Here is a 20,464-nt window from a genome sequence, read left to right as displayed (position 1 = left end):
GGTTCGGAGCACGCGCCGCGTCGAACCGGAGGTAGCTGCCTGTGAGCAGTCCAGGCCAGACGGTGGCTCGCGTGCGCGGCGCCCTATCTCTTCGGCCCGTCAGGGCCGGCGACAGCGGGCGCGGTACGCAGAGATGCCCAGTCCACCACCCGGTCGCACCAGCGCTGCAGAAGTGCGGCGTCGCGGCCCACAGCGAGCAGGCCCGCGCCGGTGGCGGCGCGATAGTCCTCGACTACGGAGACCAGCGCGGCCGTGGTGGAGGCGTCCAGCACTGTGGTCATCTCGTCGCAGATCAGCCAGCGGGGCGGAGTACGAGGGGGCGAGCGAGGTAGGCGCGCTGGAGCTGGCCGTCGCTGACCTCGTGAGGGCGCCGCCCGAGGAGGTCCTTGGTGAGGCCGGTGGTGGAGGCGAGTTGGTCGACCCGCTCGGTCACGCCGTCCCCCGTCCCCGTCGCACGCAGCGGCTCGGCGATCAGGTCGCGGAGCGTCAACCTGGGGTCGGCGGACAGCCAGGGTTGCTGAAAGACGACACCAATGACCGTGCGCTGTGCGCGTGGGCCCGGCGGCGCCAGCGCTGCACGGGCACACCGTCGAGCAGCAGCGTTCCGGAGTGACCCCTAGTGCTGGTAGTGGCCCACGAGTTCCCTCCGCTGACGCCCGGCGACGCCGAGACCGCGGCGGCCAGGGTTGCCGCGGTGCTGGAGGACGCCTGGCAGCGCATGGCCGACGAGCAGGCCGCCGTCATCGCAGCGGTCGGCGACAACGCCCGGTCCCAGGAGGTCGCCGCCCGTCTCGCCCAGTTCCAGGCAGCCATGGCCGACTTCCAGCAGCGCCCGGACAGCGAAGCGAGGGCGTTCGTGTCCGTGCAGCTGCCGCACCTGTACGAGGAGGGGGCACGGCCCGCGGCCCGCGTGGTCGGCGGGCACTTCTCGTGGACGCTCATCCACCGCGAGGCCCTGCACTCGCTGGCCTCGGACTCCTACGCCGACTTCTTGTGCCGCTCACAGGAGGAGCAGCGCATGGCCGGCGCGTTCTACCGAGCTGTGCGGGATGCCGCACGTCGGGAGGTGCCGGTGCTGGCTGCCGGCCACACGACGCCCTGTAGGCCGCGAAGGCGCTGGCGGATCGCTTGGCCGCTGAGCACCAGCTAACGACGGTGATCTATCGCAACGGGGCGCGGATGCCGATGCAGGCCTGGGCGGAGGCGGCGACGCTCGCCAAGAGCGCGGTGGCCTACAACGCGGGCACACTCCACCGAGCCCGGGAAGCAGGCGTGCGGTGGATGGTGGTCTTCGACGGCGCCGGATGCGGCTGGACCAGCCACAAGGACGCCGACAAGGCCACCGGCACCGTACGGACGGTCGAGGAGGCCGCCGCCTGCCCCATCTCCCACCCGCGATGCACCAGAGCCTTCGGGCCCCGCCCTGACCACGCGGCTGAGGCGTAGGTCTTCAAGGGCGGTGTTTCGCACCGGCGTACAGGCCGAAGGTCCACACCGCGGAGCGCGGTGTGGACACGACGACCAGGACGAAGCAGAAGACCGCGGCGATCTTGCACTGCGGGGGCAGCACGTGCACCGGCGAGTGCCCGTGTCGGTGAAGCCGGTGTGCGTGCCCCGCGCCCGTCGCTCAGGCCTCGTCCGTGCGCGGCCGGCGGCGGACGACCCAGAAGACGCCGCTGCCGAGGGCGAGGGTGGCGCCGACGCCGAGGATCCCGGCGAGGCCGCCGGACAGCCGGGCGTTGCCGACGTCCTTGGTCTGGTAGTCCGCCAGCGGGGAGTCCTTGGCGGCGTGGTCCTCTACCTTCTTGTCGATGCCGTGGTCGGCGGCGACCTTCTCCAGTCCGTCGGGGCTGGACGACGCGTAGTAGCTCACGAATCCGGCGAGCACCAGGGCCGCGATCAGCCCGGCGATCCACAGCGGCCGCACGCCGCCGTGCCTGGGGGTGGGTGTTACGGCCGCCATCAGACGGTCGCCTCCTTCAGCTCCAGCGGACGGCGCAGGTCACGGGCGCCGTGGACGAGATCGGGACGGACGGCGAGCACGGCACCGACGGTGGCGGCGGTGATGAACGCCTCGCCGATGCCGATGAGTACGTGCACCCCGACCATGGCGGTGAAGACCTTGCCGAGGGGGACGTCGGTCGTGCCGCCGAGCGCGTAGATCGCGGTGAAGGCGACGGAGGCCGCCGGTACGGAGAGCAGGGCGGCCACGAAGGCCGCGCCCGTCACCGCCCCGCGTGTGCGCGGCAGCACCTTCACCAGGCCGCGGAAGACGGCGTAGGCGACGACGACCGTCACGATCGCCATGTCGGTGATGTTCACGCCGAGCGCGGTGAGTCCGCCGTCGGCGAAGAGCACGCCCTGGATGAGCAGGACGACGGAGACGCACAACACCCCTGTATAGGGGCCGACGAGTATCGCCGCTAGCGCGCCGCCGAGGAGATGGCCGCTGGTGCCGGCTGCCACGGGGAAGTTGAGCATCTGGACGGCGAAGATGAACGCCGAGACGAGTCCGGCCAGCGGCGCGGTGCGCTCGTCCAGTTCGCGTCGCGCGCCGCGCAGGCTCACCGCTACGGCTGCGGCAGCGACGGCTCCGGTCGCCACCGACACCGGGGCGTCGATGAATCCGTCGGGTACATGCATGGGAGCTCCGCTCCGGGGTCACATAGGAAGTCGAACGCTCAATCATAGAGTCTTATTGCGACATATTTGCAAGAGCCTGCATGGTGCTGGAGCGCATCTCCCGCGTGTGTCCGTTCGCTCTTCATCCCGGCTTCATCTGCGCTTTCCGGTTCGCGATCAGCCCTGCGGGCGCCCCGCCCGCAGGTTCCAGCGTCCGGACCACCGCTGAATGCCGTCGCTGTCAGCGGGGGCACGTCGATCTGTCAGGAGGACGCTCGGGCGCGCTCAGGGCCCGTGCCGCGAAGGCGCGGACGATCTCTGGTTCGACGATGGCGAGCACCCGGCCCGGCGTGGTGGCGAGTGCGGACCCGGCCGACTTCGACGTGGTCCTCGGGGTAGCCCGGGACGCCGGGCTCGGTGGCCGGGTGGAGTTGACCCCGCCTGCCGATGCCACGAGCGCGTGGACCGTGGCGCAGGACGACGACCTGTGGCCGGTCCACTACGACCAGGTCGCCGTCGACGCGGCCCAGGGCGAGGTCACCTCGGAGAGCCGCTGGGCCGACTACCCACTGACGGCCAAGCTCAGCAAACTCGGCGTCCAGGGCCACATGGGCCTGCGGTTCGGCATCGTCAACCAGATCCTGCTGGCGCTGGTCGCGGTCGGCCTGATCTCCGTCATCGTGTGGGGCTACCGCATGTGGTGGCAGCGCCGCCCCACGCGTGGCGACCGCACGGCGGCCCTCGGGAAGGCCCCCGCACGTGGGACGTGGCGACAGCTCCCGCTGCCGGTGCTGGTCATCGGCGTCCCGGCCGTCGCCGCGCTCGGTTGGGCCCTGCCCCTGCTGGGCCTCACGCTGCTCGCATTCCTCTTCTACGACATAGCGTTCGGGCTCTACCTGCGGCCCCCCGCCGCCTGACGTCGCACCCGAAGAACAAACAGGAACTGCCTCCGGCCGGGCACGCCGACTGTGCCGGACCGGAGGCAGTTGCTCGCCGGAGGGCGGGGCTCGGTCTCGTGCCCCGTCATCGACAACCGGGAGAGTGTCAGACGCTCTTCGCGGTTCGCGCAGCCCAGCGATCCTCGACCTTGGCGACGCGCCAGTACGCGATCGCGATGGCCCACACGACGACGAAGAGGCCGACGATCACGTAGCCGACGTTGTCGAGATCGAGGCCGGCAACCCAGCCCGTGACCCCGTCCGTCATGTCGAGCTTGTCGTGCAGGACCCCGACAAGCTCGATGGTGCCGATGACGAAAGCGACGGCGATGGACAGACCGGTGATGGTGAGGTTGTAGTAGACCTTGCGCACGGGGTTGGAGAACGCCCACTGGTAGGCGAAGTTCATGAAGGTCCCGTCGAGGGTGTCGAACAGGCTCATCCCGGCGGCGAACAGCAGCGGCAGGCACAGGATCGCGTACCAGGGCAGACCGGCGGCGGCCCCGCTGCCCGCCATCACCATCAGCGCGACCTCGGTGGCGGTGTCGAACCCGAGCCCGAAGAGGAAGCCGAGTGGGTACATCTGCCCGGGACGCGTGATGGAGCGGGTGAGCCTGCCGAGGACGCGATTCATGAACCCCCTCGATTCCAGGTGGGTTTCGAGCTCCCGTTCGTCGAAGAAACCCGTGCGCATCTTCTTGAAGACCCGCAGTATGCCCAGCAGGGCGACGAGGTTCAGCACGGCGATGAGGTAGAGGAACGTGCCGGAGACGGTGGTTCCGACCACGCCCAGGGCCTGGTGCGTTCCGGAGTCCTCGTCCGCCAGGGTGCCTGCCAGGCGGGCGCCGCCGGCGACGAGCGCCGCCAAGGCCACCACGACGCTGGAGTGCCCCAGGGCGAACCAGAAGCCCACCGACACCGGGCGTTTGCCGTCCGCCATGAGCTTGCGCGTGGTGTTGTCGATGGCGGCGATGTGGTCGGCGTCGAAGGCGTGCCGCATTCCCAGGGTGTAGGCGGTGATACCGAGGCCGAGGCCGAAAGCCTGGGAACCGACCCGGTAGTCGTTCGGTATCACCAGCAGGAACAGGACACCGAAGGCGACGACGTGCAGCGCGGCGATCACGGCCATCAGGGCCGCGGTGCGGAGCGTGTCCTCGCGCCGCCAGTGGAACGGGCCGGCGGTCGGGACGGATGGGGGCAGGGTCATGCGGTCACGCTCCAGCACCTCGTGGATCAACTCGTGAGATGCCGCGGCCGGTCTCCTGGCTTACGGGCGAAGCGCGCCCGCCCCTGCCTTCCCGGCCTGTGAGGACCAGTGGCACCGCCGAGGCGGAAGGGGGCGGGAACTACCCGATCACAGTGGCGAGGGCCGCTCCGGACTGAGCCTTGTATCGGCTGTCACCGGTCTTCCCGAGCACCACGGCGCCATCACCCTAGGAGCGTGGGCACTCCGCCTGCAAGGCTGCACAGGTGCACAGGTGCACAGACGCACAGGTATTCAAGATCACATCCCGGGCTGCCAGGATGGCGCCCGTGCACCTTGTTCCCGCCGAGCGGGCGGGCCACCGAACCATCGACGACCACCGTGTCTGCGACGCTGTCGCCGGCATCGGAGAACCTGAGCATGTGCGCGCCTGGGCGGATCGCTTCTCGCTGCTCGCCGATCCGGGCCGCCTCGCCCTGCTGCTGGCTCTCCGAACCGCGGGGCCGATAGCGGTCACCGACCTGGCGGTGGCCACGGGCATGACGGACACGGCGGTCTCCCAGGCGCTGCGGCTGCTGCGGGCCGCCGGCGTCGTCAGCGGTGACAGACAGGGCCGGATCGTCCGCTACCGCATCGTGGACGACATGACCGCACAGCTGCTGCGGCACTGCGCGGCACCTCAGGGACACGTGGTGGCGGACGCATGACGTCCGGAGCGCCAGGGGTTCGGTAAGGGGGATCGGGCCGTGCTGCCGAGGTCGGGCGACCTGCCAGGTGTCCCCAGCAGGTCGCCATGGAGACCTGGTAGGCCGTGTCGCGGGCGTCAGGCGGCTCGGGAGTCAGTGACGCCGAAGCCTGCCTCGGTGATGGCCGCCTGCACTGCCGCGTCGTCAACGGCTGGTCCCTTGACGGTCACGGCGTGTGCGGCAAGGTCGACGACGACCTCGCCCACGCCCGGCACCTTCGACACCTCTTGAGTGATGCTTTGGACGCAGTGCTCGCAACTCATCCCGGTGACGGCATAACGCTTCTCGGTCATGAGGCTCTCTCCCGATCGGTGTCGCTCGTTCCCTCCTCATACGCACCACCGGCCAAAAGTGTTCACCACGGACGGATCGGGGCCTCGCGCCCCGGCCCCATACGGCCCACGCGCAAATATCACGGCGCCGAGAGCGTCAGCCGGTGAACGCCCTTCCCTCCCTCACACGAGGGAGGGATGACACGATGGCTGCCATGATGAGCGGCCCTGCCTTCCGCCTCGCGCGCGCCGCGGTCTTCGCCGCGGTGTGCGTCACGGTGACGGGTCTCGGCCACGCTCTGATGTCCGAGGCCATCCCTGGGTGGGCGGTGGGCTACGCGCTTGCCGCGACCACCGCGAGTGCGTGGTGGCTGGCCGGCCGCAAGGAACGCGGGCCCGTCACGGTGACCGTGTCCACCATGGCCACACAGGGGGCGCTGCACCTGTGGTTCGGTTTCGCGCAGCACTTCGCCGACGCCCCGGCCGTCATCGGCGTCACGGGAGGTCCCGCCGCCCACCACCCGGCCATCGGCATGGCGTCCATGGCGGCGTCGTCCGGGGGCAGATGGCCTGGCGGGATGACGCTGGCGCACGCGTGTGCAGCCCTGCTGTGCGGCGTGTGGCTGTGGCGCGGCGAGGCCGCCCTCTTCCGGCTCGGCCGGTCCCTGGCCGCGTTCGTCTTCGCGCCGCTACGTCGCGCGGCACGCGCATACGCGGTCACCGCGAAGCCGCTTCCCTCACGTTCGGCGTCATTCCTCGCGTTCGTACCGCCGCTGCACTGGGCGCCGTTGCGGTACGCCGTCTCCCGCAGAGGGCCTCCACGGTCACCGAGCTGTTGCTGACCGCCCGTCTCCTCACCAGGTGCTGACGGGCGGAGCCCTGGCGTTCCCGCACGCCGGGGCGTGACCCCGCGGTGTCTAAGCACCGCTCACCATCTGTGTGAAGGACCTCTTGCGATGACCCATGCCCTTGCTCCGTCGGCGCACGGCTCCCCGCCGCCGCCCGACGGCGAATCCGCGCGCGACCAGGTCACGTTGTGGGCGTTGGCTGCCCGTGACGGAGACCCGGATGCGGTCGAGCGGTTCGTCCGCGCCACCCGTCAGGACGTGGTGCGGTTCGTGGCACGCCTGAGCGGTGAGGCGCACAATGCCGATGATCTCGCCCAGGAGACCTATTTGCGTGCGCTGACCGGCCTTCCTCGGTACGAGGGACGGTCCAGTGCCCGCACCTGGCTGTTGTCGATCGCCCGTCACGTGGTGGTCGACCGCATCCGCATGGCGGCAGCGCGCCCGCGGATCGCCTATGCCCGCGACTGGCAGGCGGCGGCCGAACGCAGACAGCCCCGAAACCTGCCCGGCTTCGAGGAAGGGATCGCCCTGCTCGACCTGCTCGACCGGCTGGACGGGGCTCGCCGCGAAGCCTTCGTCCTCACCCAGCTGCTCGGGCTGCCCTACGCCGACGCCGCGTCGGCGGCCGGCTGTCCCGTCGGCACGGTCCGTTCCCGGGTGGCGAGAGCCCGCCTGGACATGACGGCCCAGCTGGCGTGCTTGGGATGACCGACGAGTCCCCTTAGGAGGTCGTACCACGGCCGCTTCTGGTTCCCGGCGTCTGCTGGAACCAGAAGCGGCGGGGGCACACGCGCTCTTGTGTGCGCGCCACCGGCGCTCCTTCCGGTGTCCAGGTGTTCGGTTCCTGACCGGAAGGGCCGGGTACCTCCATGGCACCAGGGGCGGCCCGCTCTCCTCAGCGGCTGCCGGAGCGCGGGGAAAGGATTCGCGAGATGGCAACGGATTTCGGAGCACTGGAACCGGTGGCGACATTCTGCGGCAACTGCAACTGCGGCTGCCCGCAGTTGTTCGTCGACCCCGCCGCCCCGGCCGAGCAGCGGATCGTGCTGACCGACGACTTCGGTCAGCGGGTGCAGATGAGCGCCGACCAGTTCGGCTCGCTGATCGAGGAGGCCAAGGCGGGGAAGCTGGACGGTTTGGCAACCGCCTGACCCGGACGCATCGGACGGGTTCGGTCAGCCGCCGGGCCTGACGACCACCGCGTACGTCTCCACCGGGTCGCTGTGTCGGAAACGCAGCTCGAACCGGATACGGTCCCCGAGACGGACCGCGGTGCGGAGCTGGACCATCACGTCCGTTCCGTAGGGGGACATGGTCAGGGTGCCGCGGGCCGGCACCGTCTGCACGCCGGCCGGCGCCATGGCGGCGGCGCCCTGGCCTCGTGGTGCCGTCGCGGTGACAGCCGTCCGGACGGCGTCGGGCGAGGACACCGAGATCAACTGGTCGTCGGAGTTACCGCTGTTGCGGACCGTGAACACCGCGACGGTCACGCCGTCCTCACTGAACGGCAGCAGCATGCGGGCGTCCGTCACCTGCAGGCGGGGAGGCGTCCCTGCGGCTCCGCTGCCCGCCCAGGCCATGAGGGCGAACAGCGCGACGAGACCTGCCGCGACGGGTGCGAGGGCGCCCCGGGCCGCCGCGAGCAGCCGGCGCGCATTCCCTGCGGACACGGATGTGAGCACGCTCATCGGGGGCCGCCCTTCGCTCGTCCGGGACGCTTGACAGGAACCGGCTGCCAGGCGCGCAGCCGCAGGCTGTTGCCGACCACCAGCAGCGAACTCGCCGACATCGCGGCGGCGGCCACCATCGGGTTGAGCCAGGCGGTCGCCGCCAACGGGACGGTGACGAGGTTGTAGCCGAACGCCCAGGCGAGGTTGGCGCGGATGGTGGCCAGGGTGCGGCGCGCCAGGCGGACAGCGTCGGCGACGGCCTGGACGTCCTCGCGCACAAGGGTGATGTCGGCGGCGCCAATGGCGACGTCGGTGCCGCTGCCCATCGCGATGCCGAGGTCCGCCGCGGCCAGCGCGGCCGCGTCATTGACGCCGTCGCCGACCACGGCGACGCGGTGCCCCTGTTCGCGCAGGTGACGTACCAAGTCCGCCTTGCCCTGCGGGGTGAGGCGGGCATGCACCTCGGTGATGCCCAAGTGTCCCGCGACAGCGCGGGCCGTGGCATCGCGGTCGCCGGTGGCGAGCACCGGATGCAGGCCGAGCCGGCGCAGGTGCTCCACGGCACGGTAACTGCCGGGACGGAGAGGGTCGCCGAGGGCGATGACGGCTTCCCAGGTTCCGTCGACACGGACGGCCACCGGGGTGTGGGCGGCCGCCTCGGCCGCGGACACCGCCTCGGCCAGCCGTCCGGGCAGGTCGTCGGCGGGGGCGCACACCTCGACCCGGTGGCCCTCGACGTGTCCCGCGACGCCGTGCCCCGCGGCGGCGGCGAACCCGTGCGGCTCAGGCAGCGGCCGCTCGGGAACCGCGCGGCGGGCGTGGGCGACAACGGCACGGCCCAGCGGGTGTTCCGAGCCCTGCTCCACCGCTCCGGCCAGGCGCAGGACGGCTTCACGTCCGATACCTCCGGGCAGGGCGGTCACCTCGGTGACGCTCATGTGGCCACTGGTGAGGGTGCCGGTCTTGTCCAGGACGACGATGTCCAGGGCCCGCATGGCCTCCAGCGCCCGGGGACCGCTCACCAGGACGCCGAGCTGCGCGCCGCGACCGGTCGCCGCGAGCAGGGCGGTCGGAGTGGCCAGACCCAGGGCGCAGGGGCAGGCGACGACGAGCACGGCGACCGCCGCGGTGACCGCGGCCTGCGGATCGGCGTCGGCGCCCAGCCAGAAACCGAGCACGACGACGGCGACCGCGAGTACCGCCGGGACGAAGACACCGGCGATGGTGTCGGCCAGTCGTTGCACGCTCGCCTTCTCCGCCTGCGCCTCGGTGACCAGCCGGGTGATACGGGCGAGCTGGGTGTCGGCGCCGACGGCGGTCGCGCGCACCAGGAGCAGGCCGCCGGCGTTGACCGCGCCGCCCACGACGGCGGACCCGGGCGAGACCTCGACGGGTTCGCTCTCCCCGGTGACCAGCGACAGGTCCAGCGCGGACCCCCCCTCGGCGACCACACCGTCGGTGGCCGCGCGTTCTCCGGGCCGCACCAGGAAGACCTGTCCCACACGCAGTTGCTCGATGGGGATGCGGGTCTCCGTCCCGTTCGCGCGGACGGAGACGTCCTTTGCGGCGAGTTGGGCCAGGGCCCGCAGGGCCGATCCGGTGCCCTGCCGGGCCCGCGTCTCCAGCAGGCGGCCGGCCAGGACGAACAGCGGGACCCCGACCGCCGCTTCGAGATAGACATGCGCCGGACCGCCGCCGCCGGCCGAGGGCAGGAGACTGAAGGGCATCCGCATGCCCGGCACGCCGGCGCCGCCGGCGAAGAGGGCGTAACTGGACCAGGCGAAGGACGCCGTGACACCGAGGGACACCAGGCTGTCCATCGTCGCGGCCGCATGCCGCATCCCACGCAGCGCCCGGCGGTGGAACGGCCAGGCGCCCCAGGTGGCGACAGGCGCCGCCAGAACGAAACACAGCCATTGCCAGTTGCGGAACTGCAGAGCCGGAATCATCGACAGCACCAGCACGGGCAGCGACAGCAGCGCCACGACGATCAGGCGATGGCGTTCCGCGCGAGCCGTGTCCGCGTCGTCCTCGTCGTGGCCGTCCTCGCTGTCCGCCGACGGCGGTGCGGGGAGTTCGGCGCTGTACCCGGCACGTTCGACGGCCGCGAGAAGGTCGCCGGTGCTCACCTCTGCGGGGTGGCTCACGCGAGCCCGGCCGGTGGCGAGGTTGACCGTGGCGGTCACTCCCTCCAACTTGGCGAGCCGTTTCTCCACACGGGAGACGCAGGCCGCGCAGGTCATGCCGCCGACGATGAGGTCGGTGGTCGTCGTCGTGGCCGATGTCATCCGGCACCGCCCGACTGCATGTCACCCATGCCGCCCATATCACCCATGCCGCCGGTGGGCGGGACCGGGCCGTCGCCCGAGCCGGTGCCGCCCCGGTGCATGCCCGGGGCAACCGGGCCCACGGTCGAGCCGGCCGTGTAGGCCGCGCAGAACAGCAGCGCCAGAAGCACCACGAAGCCCACGAGGACCGGTGGTGGCAGGAAACGGCGCCAGGCGGCGTGGCCGCCCGGAGGGACGTGCGTCAATGAATCGTCTGCCATCGCTGCTCCTGACCGTGGAGGCCCGCCGGCCGCGGCCCGCGCGGGGGACGGGCTACGTGGCGACACATGCGGCCGGCGGACGAACGGGGGCGGGCCACGTCGGGAAGGCACCCTCGTGGTCCGGTGCGCTCATGCTGCCACGCACGTGGTGCCGGCACGGCGTTCCACGCGACCTTGACGCACGTGAGGATTCTCTTGCCGCTTCCCGGGAACCGGGGGCAGCCGCGATCCGACCACCTGGTGAAGTGGCGCCAGACCTGCCCTCGGCGGCCTGCGCCCGAGGGCGCACCTACGAGGGAGGCCTCAGGCGGCGGCGCCTGGGCTTTCCGGACACGGCGGAGTCCACCAGCAGGTGGAGCAGTCCCGCGCAGACCGTCCCGGCGACGGCGCCGACCAGGGCGCCCACGGTGTGTCCCACGGCGGCCCCGAGCCATGCGCAGCCTGCGGCGACGACCGCAAGCGTGGCGAGGGAGAGCGGCCAGGAGCCGCCGCTGTCCCGCCGGGACCAGGCCCACGGCGGGAGCCCGAACAGCCGCGGAGAGCGGTCCCGTTCTGGCTCGTCCCACGGTGCGGCGAAGTGGGCCCCGTCCCTGCGCGTCCTTTTGACACTGCTCATCGTGACCCGCGCCCCTCGCCCTGCCGCCCGCTGGTGCCCCCGCCCGTGGCCATGCACGGGTGTTCCTTCCCCTCCCCATGAAGCCGGAATCCGCCGCGGCGGCAGGGGGACGGGCGCCCCGAAGAACACCCGTCCTCGCCTCTGGGGTTGACCGGGGCCGGTTCAGACCAGCAGTACGAACATCACGGCCATGCCGAGGGCCATGGCCGCGTGGCACGCGAGGTCGAGAGCACCGTTGCCGTTGCCGATGCCGTCGCCCGCCCCGGAGCCGGCCGACGCGACGACACGACCTCGGTCGAAGGCACCGGCGAGCCAACGCATCGCGATCGCCAGCAGCACGACGGCCAGCACCCCCGCGGTCAGCCTCGGCCCGCCGCCAACGAGGCTCATCGTGACGGTCGCGGACCCGCCCGACATGTGCATCCCCGCCATGTCGTGCACGCCGCCCGCGTGACCCGCGGACTGATGGGACGAGCCCATCGCCCGCACCATCCACGCCATCGCCCCCATCATCACGACATGGGGAAGCGCCACGACCAGCGCACCGGCGCGGGCGCCCGGGGCGACGCGGATCAGCGCGGCTCCGGCAAACCACAGCGCACCCGCCGTGAAAAGGACGACCTGTGGCCCGCTCGACAGGTCCATGCCCCACGGCCAGACCATCGCGATCATGGCCACGCCCATCGCGCTGTGCAGCACGTGGCTCACGCGTTCGTTCAAGGAAGTGACGGGGGCGACCATCAACCAGAGGCTGTAGAGCGTCGGCAGGGCGAACATCGCGCTGAGGAGCCAGCGCAGTCCGCTCGCGGCGATCATGCGGGCACCTGGGCGGCACGGCGCCGGCGCACGGCACCGACTGCCAGGTCGACGACGAGGAACAGCAGCAGCGGTACGCCGAAGAACGGCACGTAGTAGCCGATGACGGCGGTCACCACCACAGCGGGCGCCATGACCCGGCCCGGGACCCGACGCCACGCGCCGCGTGCGGGCGGCCGTCCGAGCGCGAAGCCCTCGGTTCTCGTGGGCCTGCGCAGCCACCACATCCGGTAGCCCCACAGGACCATCCCGATCAGCGCGAGGGCCAGCAAGGCCAGGGCGATCTGGTTGAACAGGCCGAACAACAGGCCCATGTGCGCGTCGATGCCCCAACGAGTCAGCTTGGCGAGGATCGGGTAGTCGGCGAACTTCAGTGTGGCCGTCACCTTGCCCGTCGCGGGGTCGACGGCCACCGAATCCTGCCGCTCGGGCCAGGAACGGGTGTTCTCCTTCACCACGTACGCCGATCCGGCCTCAGTCGGCGGGGTGATGACGACCACGCCGCGCAACCCGGCGTCGTGCGCCGCGGCGGCCACCGCGTCGATGCCGACGTCCCCTGTCGTTCTGCCGCCCGCACCGCCGTCCTCACGGGAGGGAAGGGTCTTGCTGATCGACGGGCTGCTGCCACCGAGCGCGTCCTGGATTTCTCCGATGCTGGCGCCGGCGTGTGCGGACCACGTCAGACCGGTCGCCGACAAGCCGAGCAGACCCACCGACGCCCACAGCCCGACCGCCCCGTGCCAGGACATCGTGCGGCGCCGACCGGCGGCTCCACCTTGAGGAAGCACGATCCGCCGGAGCCGCTGCCGGGTACGCGGGGCGCCGATCCACAGCGCGAGCCCGCCGAGCACCTCTACCCACAACCAGCTCGCCGCGAGTTCACTGTAGTTGCGGCCGAACTCACCCAGGTGCAGGGTGCGGTGCAGGCTGTCGAGCCACGCGCGGACGGGAAGCCACTGGCCGTAGGTCCTGAGCGTTCCCAGCACCTTGTGGTCGTACGGGTCGACGAACGCGGTGAACGAATAGTCGGCGGGCAGCCCAGGCTTGCTGAAGACGACGCGGGTGCTGTCTCCGGCGCCCGGTCCCGTGCTCACCGACACCAGGGTGCCGTCAGGGACCGCCTGCTGGGCGGCGGCCACCTGACTGGCGAGAGAGTCCGCGTCGCCCCGTGGAGTGACCTTGAGCTCGTGCTTGTAGAGGGCGGACTCCAGTTGTGGCGTGGTCGTGTAGGCAAGTCCGGTCACCGCGGCGATCAGGAGGAACGGACCTATCAGGACGCCTGCGTAGAAGTGCAGGCGCAGCAGCATGGGGCGCATGTTGCTCCAGGTGCCCGCACCGCTCGGCGCGGCGTCCCCGGCCGAGGACGGCGTGTCCTTCGCTGCGGGCCGATCAACACCCTCGGGCTGCGTGTCCGGGCCCTCTGGCGCGGCTGGCGATGTTCGGCTTGCGGACATGGCTGTCTCTCTTCCCGGGGACGGCGTGGACCGCGATTCGCCGGTCCGCAGGAAGAGTCGGGGCCGTGGGCATGGGAGTTCCCGCAGCTTCGGTGTGAACAGTGCCACTGCAACGGGGCAGGGATGCGGGGAACCCGATCGGGGGCGGAGCCGACCGCGCGCGAGCACCGGGACCGCTCGCGGCCGGCTCCCGGCCATGGACTGCGCCGGTCAGAGCACGGGGGAACCGACGTGAGGACGTGGCCGAGGACCACGACACCGACAGCCGGAAGCGTCCCGCGTCGCAGTCATGTCGTCGCAGGTCAGCCAACCGGGGGCCGAGTACAAGGGCGTGGGCGAGCGCGCTGGAGTAGGCCGCCGCTGGCCTCGTGAAGGCGTCGTCCCAACAGGTCCTGGGTGAGGCCGGTGGTGGCGAGGTGGCCGACCAGCTCGGCGATGCCTTCCTTGCCCGTCGCGCCCGGTGGCTCGGCGATCAGTTCGCGAAGGGTCAGCCGGGGGCCGGCGGGAGCCTGCCGCGAGATGGCGGGCCGGATCGGGAAGGACGCATGGGGCGGCAAGCACATCCGGCCGCGCTCAACATGTGAGCTGGGCCGGATGTGCGGTAGCCGTCAGGCGCCTGAGGCGGCCTTCGCGGCGGTGAAGCGTGCGGTGACGTCGTTCCAGTTGACGAGGTCCCAGAGCTTGGTGACGTAGTCGGGGCGGACGTTCTTGTACTGCAGGTAGTAGGCGTGCTCCCAGGCGTCGAAGACCAGGAGCGGGGTGGCGCCCTGGCCGACGTTGCCGTGGTGGTCGTAGACCTGCTCGACGATCAGGCGCTTGCCGAGGGGTTCCCATGCCAGGACGCCCCATCCGGAGCCCTGGACGGAGGCGGTGGCGACGGTGAGCTGCTTCTTGAAGGCCTCGAAGCCGCCGAGGTGCTCGTCGATGGCGTCGGCCAGGGCGCCGTCGGGGCGGTCGCCGCCGTCCGGGGAGAGGTTCTGCCAGAAGATCGAGTGCAGGACGTGGCCGGAGAGGTTGAAGGCGAAGGTCTTCTCCAGTCCGACCAGGCCGGTGGGGGTGATGGCGTCCTTGTCGCGGGCCTCGGCGATCTGCTCCAAGGTGTCGTTGGCGCCCTTGACGTAGGCGGCGTGGTGCTTGGCGTGGTGGAGCTCCAGGATCTGTCCGGTGATCGCCGGCTCGAGCGCGGCGTAGTCGTACGGCATGTCCGGAAGCGAGTACGTGCCCATCAGGCACAGCCCCTTTCAAGCGATGTGATCGGTTGAAGCACTGTCACCTTACGCTCACTGTTGCGAAGAACTTGCAACAGCTAACCAAGTGCATCAGCATGTCCTTCAGGCGGGGTCGGCCCGTCAGCCTTCGGAGTCGTCGCGCCCGCGGTCCCGGGTGCGGCCCTTCCTGCGGGGTGATCGTCTTTCCAACCGGCAACCTGCCGGTCCCGGCCGACCTCGCCCTGACAGCATTCGGGGCACATGCCGCGCAGCAAGAGACCGTCCTCCGCGTCGAGCCGGAAGCCGGTGGCCTTCTCGGCCGCGCGCACCGCGGCCGCCAGCCGCTCGGCGCCCATCCTGGTGACCGATCCGCAGCCGCTGCAGACGGCGTGGTGGTGCGGGTCGCGGGTGAGGCAGTAGACGGTCGTGGAAGGGCCGTGTGTCATGCTCACCACGCCCCGCTCGGTGAGGACTTCCAGGGTCCGGTAGACCGTCGTGATGTTGACGCTCACCCCTTGATCAGCGAGGCGGCGCCGGATCTGGTTCGCGGTCAGGTGGCCGTGGTGGTCGCGCAGCAGGGCCAAGAGGCTCAGCCGGGGCCGGGTGCAGCGCAGGCCGCACGCTCGTAACGTGTCGGCCTCGCGTCCGCTGGGGCGGTTCGCGTTCCAGGCCTCCTTGGTAGCTGCCGTCGGCTTCATGCCGGCCTGCCCCCTTGACCACTTCATTGCCCTATGAGCATCCACTGTTAACTGCAAAGAGGTTGCAGGTAATTTTCGCTCGCGCCTAATTTGGCATGTCATCAGGCATGTCCAGAAAGAGGCCCCCATGTCCACCGCTCCGCCGCCCGCCGAGCCGGGAACCCCGTCTCTGATCCACCGCGTCCGGCACGTGCTCAGTCCGCGGGAGTGGGCCAGCGTCGGAGGCATGGCGGCCTTCGTCGTCGGCCTGCACGTGATCGGCTGGTTCACGCTCGTGGCGATCGTCGCGCCGGAGCACTACAGCCTCGGCGCGAAGAGCTTCGGGGTCGGCATCGGCGTGACCGCCTACACCCTGGGCATGCGGCACGCCTTCGACGCGGACCACATCGCCGCGATCGACAACACCACCCGCAAACTGATGGGAGAGGGTCAGCGGCCGCTGTCCGTCGGCTTCTGGTTCTCCCTGGGGCACTCCTCGATCGTCTTCGGGCTGGCCTTCCTGCTGTCGCTGGGCGTCAAGGCGCTGGCCAACCCCGTGGAGAACGACGACTCGCAGCTGCACAACGTCACCGGCTGGATTGGCACGACGGTCTCCGGCACGTTCCTCTACGTCATCGCCTTCATCAACCTGCTGATCCTCGCCGGTATCTGGAAGGTGTTCCGGCAGATGCGGTCCGGCCACTTCGACGAGGCCGCCCTGGAGGAGCAGCTGAACAATCGCGGCTTCATGAACCGGATCCTGGGCCGTGTGATGAAGTCCATCACCAAGCCCTGGCAGATGTACCCGCTCGGCCTGCTCTTCGGACTCGGCTTCGACACCGCCACCGAGATCGCCCTGCTCGTCCTCGCCGGTTCCGGCGCCGCCTCCGGACTGCCGTGGTACGCGATCCTGTGCCTGCCCGTGCTGTTCGCGGCCGGCATGTCGCTGCTGGACACCATCGACGGCTCGTTCATGAACTTCGCCTACGAGTGGGCCTTCTCCAAGCCGGTCCGGAAGGTCTACTACAACCTCACCATCACGGGCCTGTCGGTCGCCGTCGCGCTCATCATCGGCACCGTCGAACTGCTGGGCCTGATCGCCGACAAGGCGGGCCTGCACGGCGCGTTCTGGGACTGGGTCTCCGGCCTCGACCTCAACATCATCGGGTTCGTCATCGTCGGGCTCTTCTTCGCCACCTGGCTCGTGGCCCTGCTGGTGTGGAAGTTCGGCCGCATCGAGGAGAAGTGGACGGCGAACCTGCGCCCGGCGGACCAGCCCGCCGACTGAGCCACCGCCTCGGGTTCCACCCGCTCCGAACGCCCCTGAACCACGCCGACCGGTCCGGGGCGTTCGCGTGCCCACAGATGCCCTTACTATGCAATTGCAATAACTACGCAATAAGGGGTTCCGGGAGGCGAACATGGTGGTCCTGGGCATCGAGTCGTCCTGCGACGAGACCGGTGCGGGGCTGGTGGAGAACGGCCGACTGCTCGGCCACGCCGTGGCGTCGAGCATGGACGAGCACGCCCGCTTCGGCGGTGTCGTGCCCGAGATCGCCGCCCGCGCCCATGTCCACGCCGTTGGCCCGGTGGTGCGTGCCGCCCTGTCCGACGCGGGGCTCGGCCTGCGCGACGTCAGCGCCGTCGCCGTGACCACCGGCCCGGGACTGTCGGGGGCACTGCACGTCGGCGTGGCGGCCGCGAAGAGCTATGCGTACAGCCTTGGCGTGCCGCTCTACGGCGTGCACCACCTGGCCGGACACGTCGCGGCCGACACCCTGGAACACGGCCCGCTGCCCAACCCGTGCGTGGTGCTGATCGTCTCCGGCGGCCACACCTCGCTGCTCCTCGTCCGCGACCTGGCCCGGGACCCGATCATCCATCTGGGTGACACGCTCGACGACGCCGCGGGCGAGTGCTTCGACAAGGCAGCCCGCGTACTCGGCCTGCCCTACCCCGGCGGACCCGCCATCGACCGCGCCGCCCGCGACGGCGACCCCCGCGCCATTCCCTTCCCCCGCCCGATGACCGGGCCGCGCGACGACCCGTACGCCTTCTCCTTCTCCGGACTGAAGACCGCGGCCGCCCGCTGGGCCGAACACCACCCCGGCGGCCACGTCCCGGACGCCGCGGCCTCGCTCCAGGAAGCCATCGCCGACGTCCTGACCCGCAAGGCACTGGCGGCCTGCCGCGAGCACGGCGTGCGCGACCTGGTCGTGGTCGGCGGCGTCGCCGCCAACTCCCGGGTACGGGCGCTGGCCGAGGAACGGTGCGCGGCCGCCGGAATCCGGCTGCGCGTACCGCCACTGCGCCTGTGCACCGACAACGGCGCCATGATCGCCGCCGTCGGCGACCTCCTGGTCCGTGCTGGCGCCCGGCCCGCACCACTGGACGTGTCGATCGACCCCTCCGCGCCGCTCGAACGTGCCATCCTGGCCCCCGCAGCATGAGCACCAACGTCCGCGTGGTCTCCGCCGACGAGCTCCTGGGTCACGCGCCGGCGCTGCGTACCGCCTACCGGGAGGCGTTCTCCTCACCGCCGTGGAACGAGGGCGAGGAGGAGGCGGACGGCTTCCTCGACCGCCTCGCCCGGGACATCGCGCGGCCGGGCTTCACCGCCGCACTCGCTCATGACGGCAGGGAAGTCCTCGGCTTCGCCACGGCCTGGACGACTCCCGCCCCGTTCCCCTCGGGCCGCTGTTACGGCCTGGTCCAAGCCGCCCTCGGCCCCGGCCGCACGGACGCCTGGCTGTGCGGTGCCCGCGAGGTCGACGAGTTGGCCGTCCGGCCCACCGCGCAGGGCACCGGCGTCGCGACGGGCCTGCTGGACGCCGTCACCTCAGGTGCCCCGGGCAATCGGGCATGGCTCCTCACCTCCGTCCAGGCCACCCAGGCCCTGCGCTTCTATCGCCGCCGTGGCTGGACCCAGGCCACCCACCCGGCCGACGACAGCACCGGGATCACCGTCCTCCTCGGCCCGCGCCATCCCGACCGCGCTGCCGCCGCGCGGCCCCTGTGAATTCCCCGAACCCGTTCCCCGCCCCGGAGCTCGCCTTGCGCACCGCCGAGATCCGCCGCCGCTTCCTCGACCGAAGGGATCGCCGCAGAGCAGCTCCCTGCGGTCCTGAGCCCGCTCCGTGATGTCCTCACGCGCGCATGAGAAGGAGTTGCCGCGTGCTACGGAAGCCTCGCCGTGCTGGACGTCGGGACCAGGTCGTCCCCTTCGTCCTGCAAGGTGGAGACCGCGCTGAAGATGTAGAAGCACCCCGCCGTCACCACCGCCACACCGGCCAGAACGGGAGTCCACGACCTCAGCTTGGCAGTGGCCGACCGGCCGCGAAAGTGTCCTTCCACGAACGAGAATCCCCGGATGGTGGCGACACCGACGCCCGTGAGAGTCACCGCCATCCCGACGCCGAAGGTGATCACGATGGCCAGGGCACCGAGTGCGCGGCCTGTCAGCAGCCCGCTGACGAAGATCAGGAACGCCGACGGCGACGGCAGTAGACCACCGGAGAGGGCCAGCGCCGTCAGGCCCTGGCGGGACCACGGGTTGGTCAACTGCTCGACGTGGTGGTGCGCGTGAGCGGTCTCGTCCTGCACTGCCGTGTCGTGGCTGTGGTGGTCGTGCGTGTGGTCATGGCCGTGCGCGTGACCGTGCGAGTGGCCGTGGTCAGGCCCGTGCGAGTGACCGTGTCCGTGCGCGTGACCGTGTTCGTGTCCGTGCCCATGGGAACGGCGGCGGTCGCGGAAGTGCCGGTACACCAGGCCCACACCCACGATCGCGACGACTGCTCCTGCCGCGGCCTGCATCCAAGCGGTGGCGGTCCTGGTGCTGACCGCGGTGCTGCTGACCCCCACCCACAGCAGAGCGAGGACGAGGACCGAGAACGTGTGCATCGTCGCCACGATGACGCCGAGGCGCACCGCGTCCTTGGCGCGACCGCGCGTTCCCACCAGGTAAGCGGCCGTGATGCTCTTTCCGTGGCCCGGGGCAACCGCGTGAGCGGCGCCGACGCCGAGTGCGACGACCAGGACCACCCAGAACAGGGATCGCCCGTCGAAGAGGGCGATCAGGTGGTTGTCGAGACTGCCTATCCCTGTCATGCGTTGCTCCTGGTACCGGCGGTGCCGGCTTCGGCGGGTGCTGTGTCGTGCGCGGTGGAGTCCGAACCCGGCGGGAGCGGGGATCCGGTCGGGGCGTGTGCCGCCACAGCGGAAGGGCCCACCGCTTGGGCGGCCTTGCGGCGGCGCGACCGCCAGAGGACGAACCCGCCGATGGCCAGGGCGGCGGCCACGGTCCCGCCGGCGAAGACCACGACCGTCCTGCGGACGCTGCCCCCGGAGGCCGTGAACGTGACGTGCGCAGTCGGCTGAGCGGAGGTGAAGAGCGTCGGCTGCGTCTGAGCGGGACCAGTGGAGGTGAGCATGGTCCGATACGCCGGGTGGAGGTCGGTGAGCGAGGTGATCGTGACGTCCACCGCGGTCACCGGAGCCGGGCAGTCGAAGGCCACTTGGGCTCCGCGCGCCAGGAAGTCCCGCATCTCCCCCACCACAGCGCCGTGGCAGGGGTGTCCGCCCTGCGCGACGGTGATGTGTTTGAGCAGGTAGCTGCGGATGGTCGGCGACTCCTGCAAACGCTGCGTGAACGACAGGTTCGAGGAGTTCGCTCCGCCGCCCTGGCCGCCGAACACCCCGAGCGACTGGCCGAGTGCCACCCAGTCGAGCTTGTCGGTGTTCCACGCGATCAGCAGGCGGGAGCCCTGGACGCCGGCCCCGGCGGTGGACGGCGGGCCGAACGGGTGGGCCGAGGCGGAAGGGGCGGGACCGGCCAGGGCGGTCACG

At 71.0% G+C, this 20,464-nt stretch carries 22 protein-coding genes, 4 pseudogenes and 1 riboswitch; of the genes and pseudogenes, 11 read left to right on the top strand and 15 right to left on the bottom strand.

All coding sequences use genetic code 11. From position 1 onward, the window contains the following. Window positions 1-83 precede the first annotated feature (83 nt). Window positions 84-609, bottom strand: a pseudogene (locus ABZ883_RS38390) (ATP-binding cassette domain-containing protein); the annotation flags it as partial. 19 nt (window positions 610-628) lie between these two features. Here ABZ883_RS38390 and ABZ883_RS38385 point away from each other — a divergent pair. Both ABZ883_RS38385 and ABZ883_RS38380 read left to right on the top strand, forming a co-directional pair. Continuing rightward, window positions 629-1,150 carry a hypothetical protein gene (locus ABZ883_RS38385; RefSeq protein ID WP_360915298.1) on the top strand — a complete coding sequence of 174 codons (522 nt, stop codon included), beginning with the start codon at window positions 629-631 and terminating at the stop codon, window positions 1,148-1,150. A gap of 5 nt (window positions 1,151-1,155) precedes the next feature. After that, complete coding sequence (locus tag ABZ883_RS38380; protein WP_360915228.1) at window positions 1,156-1,446, top strand: hypothetical protein; 291 nt, start codon at window positions 1,156-1,158, stop codon at window positions 1,444-1,446. 25 nt (window positions 1,447-1,471) lie between these two features. Here the strand turns inward: ABZ883_RS38380 and ABZ883_RS38375 are convergent. Together ABZ883_RS38375 and ABZ883_RS38370 are read right to left on the bottom strand one after the other, a co-directional pair. Then, window positions 1,472-1,576 (bottom strand): annotated as a pseudogene (locus ABZ883_RS38375) (cobalt ECF transporter T component CbiQ); the annotation flags it as partial. A gap of 51 nt (window positions 1,577-1,627) precedes the next feature. Further along, window positions 1,628-2,643, bottom strand: a pseudogene (locus ABZ883_RS38370) (energy-coupling factor ABC transporter permease). Window positions 2,644-2,978: 335 nt separating this feature from the next. On the opposite strand from ABZ883_RS38370, the pseudogene ABZ883_RS38365 reads away from it, so the two are divergent. Then, window positions 2,979-3,539, top strand: a pseudogene (locus ABZ883_RS38365) (PepSY domain-containing protein); the annotation flags it as partial. 127 nt (window positions 3,540-3,666) lie between these two features. Here the strand turns inward: ABZ883_RS38365 and ABZ883_RS38360 are convergent. Continuing rightward, window positions 3,667-4,767 (bottom strand): HoxN/HupN/NixA family nickel/cobalt transporter, encoded by a 1,101-nt coding sequence (locus tag ABZ883_RS38360; protein ID WP_360915225.1) that lies wholly within the window; start codon window positions 4,765-4,767, stop codon window positions 3,667-3,669. Between the two features lie 27 nt (window positions 4,768-4,794). Next, window positions 4,795-4,997, bottom strand: a riboswitch (cobalamin riboswitch). Window positions 4,998-5,093: 96 nt separating this feature from the next. Between ABZ883_RS38360 and ABZ883_RS38355 the strand changes: the two genes are divergently transcribed. Continuing rightward, window positions 5,094-5,471, top strand: a complete 378-nt coding sequence (locus ABZ883_RS38355) for a metalloregulator ArsR/SmtB family transcription factor (RefSeq protein WP_360915222.1) — start codon at window positions 5,094-5,096, stop codon at window positions 5,469-5,471. A 116-nt stretch (window positions 5,472-5,587) separates the two neighbouring features. On the opposite strand, the gene ABZ883_RS38350 is transcribed toward ABZ883_RS38355, so the two are convergent. After that, window positions 5,588-5,803 carry a heavy metal-associated domain-containing protein gene (locus ABZ883_RS38350; protein WP_360915218.1) on the bottom strand — a complete coding sequence of 72 codons (216 nt, stop codon included), beginning with the start codon at window positions 5,801-5,803 and terminating at the stop codon, window positions 5,588-5,590. 185 nt (window positions 5,804-5,988) lie between these two features. On the opposite strand from ABZ883_RS38350, the gene ABZ883_RS38345 reads away from it, so the two are divergent. The 3 genes from ABZ883_RS38345 to ABZ883_RS38335 all read left to right on the top strand — a co-directional run bounded on the left by ABZ883_RS38345 (window position 5,989) and on the right by ABZ883_RS38335 (window position 7,781). Next, window positions 5,989-6,624: a hypothetical protein gene (locus ABZ883_RS38345; RefSeq protein ID WP_360915215.1), complete on the top strand. Its 636-nt coding sequence runs from the start codon at window positions 5,989-5,991 to the stop codon at window positions 6,622-6,624. 114 nt (window positions 6,625-6,738) lie between these two features. Then, entirely contained in the window at window positions 6,739-7,338 is a 600-nt protein-coding gene (locus ABZ883_RS38340; RefSeq protein WP_360915212.1) for a sigma-70 family RNA polymerase sigma factor, read from the top strand. Window positions 7,339-7,562: 224 nt separating this feature from the next. Continuing rightward, on the top strand, window positions 7,563-7,781 hold the full coding sequence (locus ABZ883_RS38335; protein WP_360915209.1) for a hypothetical protein: 219 nt from the start codon (window positions 7,563-7,565) through the stop codon (window positions 7,779-7,781). Between the two features lie 24 nt (window positions 7,782-7,805). On the opposite strand, the gene ABZ883_RS38330 is transcribed toward ABZ883_RS38335, so the two are convergent. From ABZ883_RS38330 to ABZ883_RS38305, 6 genes are all read right to left on the bottom strand, one after another. Beyond that, window positions 7,806-8,300, bottom strand: a complete 495-nt coding sequence (locus tag ABZ883_RS38330) for a copper chaperone PCu(A)C (RefSeq protein ID WP_360915206.1) — start codon at window positions 8,298-8,300, stop codon at window positions 7,806-7,808. A 14-nt stretch (window positions 8,301-8,314) separates the two neighbouring features. Next, complete coding sequence (locus ABZ883_RS38325) at window positions 8,315-10,588, bottom strand: cation-translocating P-type ATPase (protein ID WP_360915203.1); 2,274 nt, start codon at window positions 10,586-10,588, stop codon at window positions 8,315-8,317. Further along, window positions 10,585-10,848: a hypothetical protein gene (locus tag ABZ883_RS38320; protein WP_360915200.1), complete on the bottom strand. Its 264-nt coding sequence runs from the start codon at window positions 10,846-10,848 to the stop codon at window positions 10,585-10,587. Before ABZ883_RS38320 ends, ABZ883_RS38325 begins: the two co-directional genes overlap by 4 nt. A 289-nt stretch (window positions 10,849-11,137) precedes the next feature. Next, window positions 11,138-11,464 (bottom strand): hypothetical protein, encoded by a 327-nt coding sequence (locus ABZ883_RS38315; protein WP_360915197.1) that lies wholly within the window; start codon window positions 11,462-11,464, stop codon window positions 11,138-11,140. 162 nt (window positions 11,465-11,626) lie between these two features. Further along, the gene (locus ABZ883_RS38310; protein ID WP_360915194.1) at window positions 11,627-12,280 is read right to left on the bottom strand and encodes a DUF5134 domain-containing protein; all 654 of its coding nucleotides are present in this window, start codon (window positions 12,278-12,280) and stop codon (window positions 11,627-11,629) included. Further along, window positions 12,277-13,734, bottom strand: coding sequence for a PepSY-associated TM helix domain-containing protein (locus ABZ883_RS38305; RefSeq protein WP_360915192.1), 1,458 nt, complete (start codon window positions 13,732-13,734; stop codon window positions 12,277-12,279). The genes ABZ883_RS38310 and ABZ883_RS38305 overlap by 4 nt, the downstream gene beginning before the upstream one ends. A gap of 416 nt (window positions 13,735-14,150) precedes the next feature. On the opposite strand from ABZ883_RS38305, the gene ABZ883_RS38300 reads away from it, so the two are divergent. Beyond that, complete coding sequence (locus tag ABZ883_RS38300) at window positions 14,151-14,318, top strand: hypothetical protein (protein ID WP_360915189.1); 168 nt, start codon at window positions 14,151-14,153, stop codon at window positions 14,316-14,318. Window positions 14,319-14,342: 24 nt separating this feature from the next. On the opposite strand, the gene ABZ883_RS38295 is transcribed toward ABZ883_RS38300, so the two are convergent. Together ABZ883_RS38295 and ABZ883_RS38290 are read right to left on the bottom strand one after the other, a co-directional pair. Further along, the gene (locus ABZ883_RS38295; protein ID WP_360915186.1) at window positions 14,343-14,960 is read right to left on the bottom strand and encodes a superoxide dismutase; all 618 of its coding nucleotides are present in this window, start codon (window positions 14,958-14,960) and stop codon (window positions 14,343-14,345) included. Between the two features lie 80 nt (window positions 14,961-15,040). Then, entirely contained in the window at window positions 15,041-15,526 is a 486-nt protein-coding gene (locus ABZ883_RS38290; RefSeq protein ID WP_360915183.1) for a transcriptional repressor, read from the bottom strand. Between the two features lie 340 nt (window positions 15,527-15,866). Between ABZ883_RS38290 and ABZ883_RS38285 the strand changes: the two genes are divergently transcribed. The 3 genes from ABZ883_RS38285 (at window position 15,867) to ABZ883_RS38275 (ending at window position 18,638) form a co-directional block, all read left to right on the top strand. Continuing rightward, on the top strand, window positions 15,867-16,907 hold the full coding sequence (locus ABZ883_RS38285; RefSeq protein WP_360915291.1) for a HoxN/HupN/NixA family nickel/cobalt transporter: 1,041 nt from the start codon (window positions 15,867-15,869) through the stop codon (window positions 16,905-16,907). A 133-nt stretch (window positions 16,908-17,040) separates the two neighbouring features. Then, the gene (gene tsaD / locus ABZ883_RS38280; RefSeq protein WP_360915180.1) at window positions 17,041-18,069 is read left to right on the top strand and encodes a tRNA (adenosine(37)-N6)-threonylcarbamoyltransferase complex transferase subunit TsaD; all 1,029 of its coding nucleotides are present in this window, start codon (window positions 17,041-17,043) and stop codon (window positions 18,067-18,069) included. Then, a complete protein-coding gene (locus ABZ883_RS38275) occupies window positions 18,066-18,638 on the top strand; it encodes a GNAT family N-acetyltransferase (protein WP_360915177.1) in 573 nt (190 codons plus the stop codon). The genes tsaD and ABZ883_RS38275 overlap by 4 nt, the downstream gene beginning before the upstream one ends. A 158-nt stretch (window positions 18,639-18,796) precedes the next feature. On the opposite strand, the gene ABZ883_RS38270 is transcribed toward ABZ883_RS38275, so the two are convergent. After that, window positions 18,797-19,726 carry a hypothetical protein gene (locus ABZ883_RS38270; protein ID WP_360915174.1) on the bottom strand — a complete coding sequence of 310 codons (930 nt, stop codon included), beginning with the start codon at window positions 19,724-19,726 and terminating at the stop codon, window positions 18,797-18,799. Next, window positions 19,723-20,463: a hypothetical protein gene (locus tag ABZ883_RS38265; RefSeq protein WP_360915171.1), complete on the bottom strand. Its 741-nt coding sequence runs from the start codon at window positions 20,461-20,463 to the stop codon at window positions 19,723-19,725. The genes ABZ883_RS38270 and ABZ883_RS38265 overlap by 4 nt, the downstream gene beginning before the upstream one ends. Window position 20,464 lies beyond the last annotated feature (1 nt).

This window comes from Streptomyces sp. NPDC046977, assembly GCF_040644455.1.
GTDB lineage: Bacteria > Actinomycetota > Actinomycetes > Streptomycetales > Streptomycetaceae > Actinacidiphila.
This window is presented reverse-complemented; position numbering and strand designations above follow the sequence as displayed.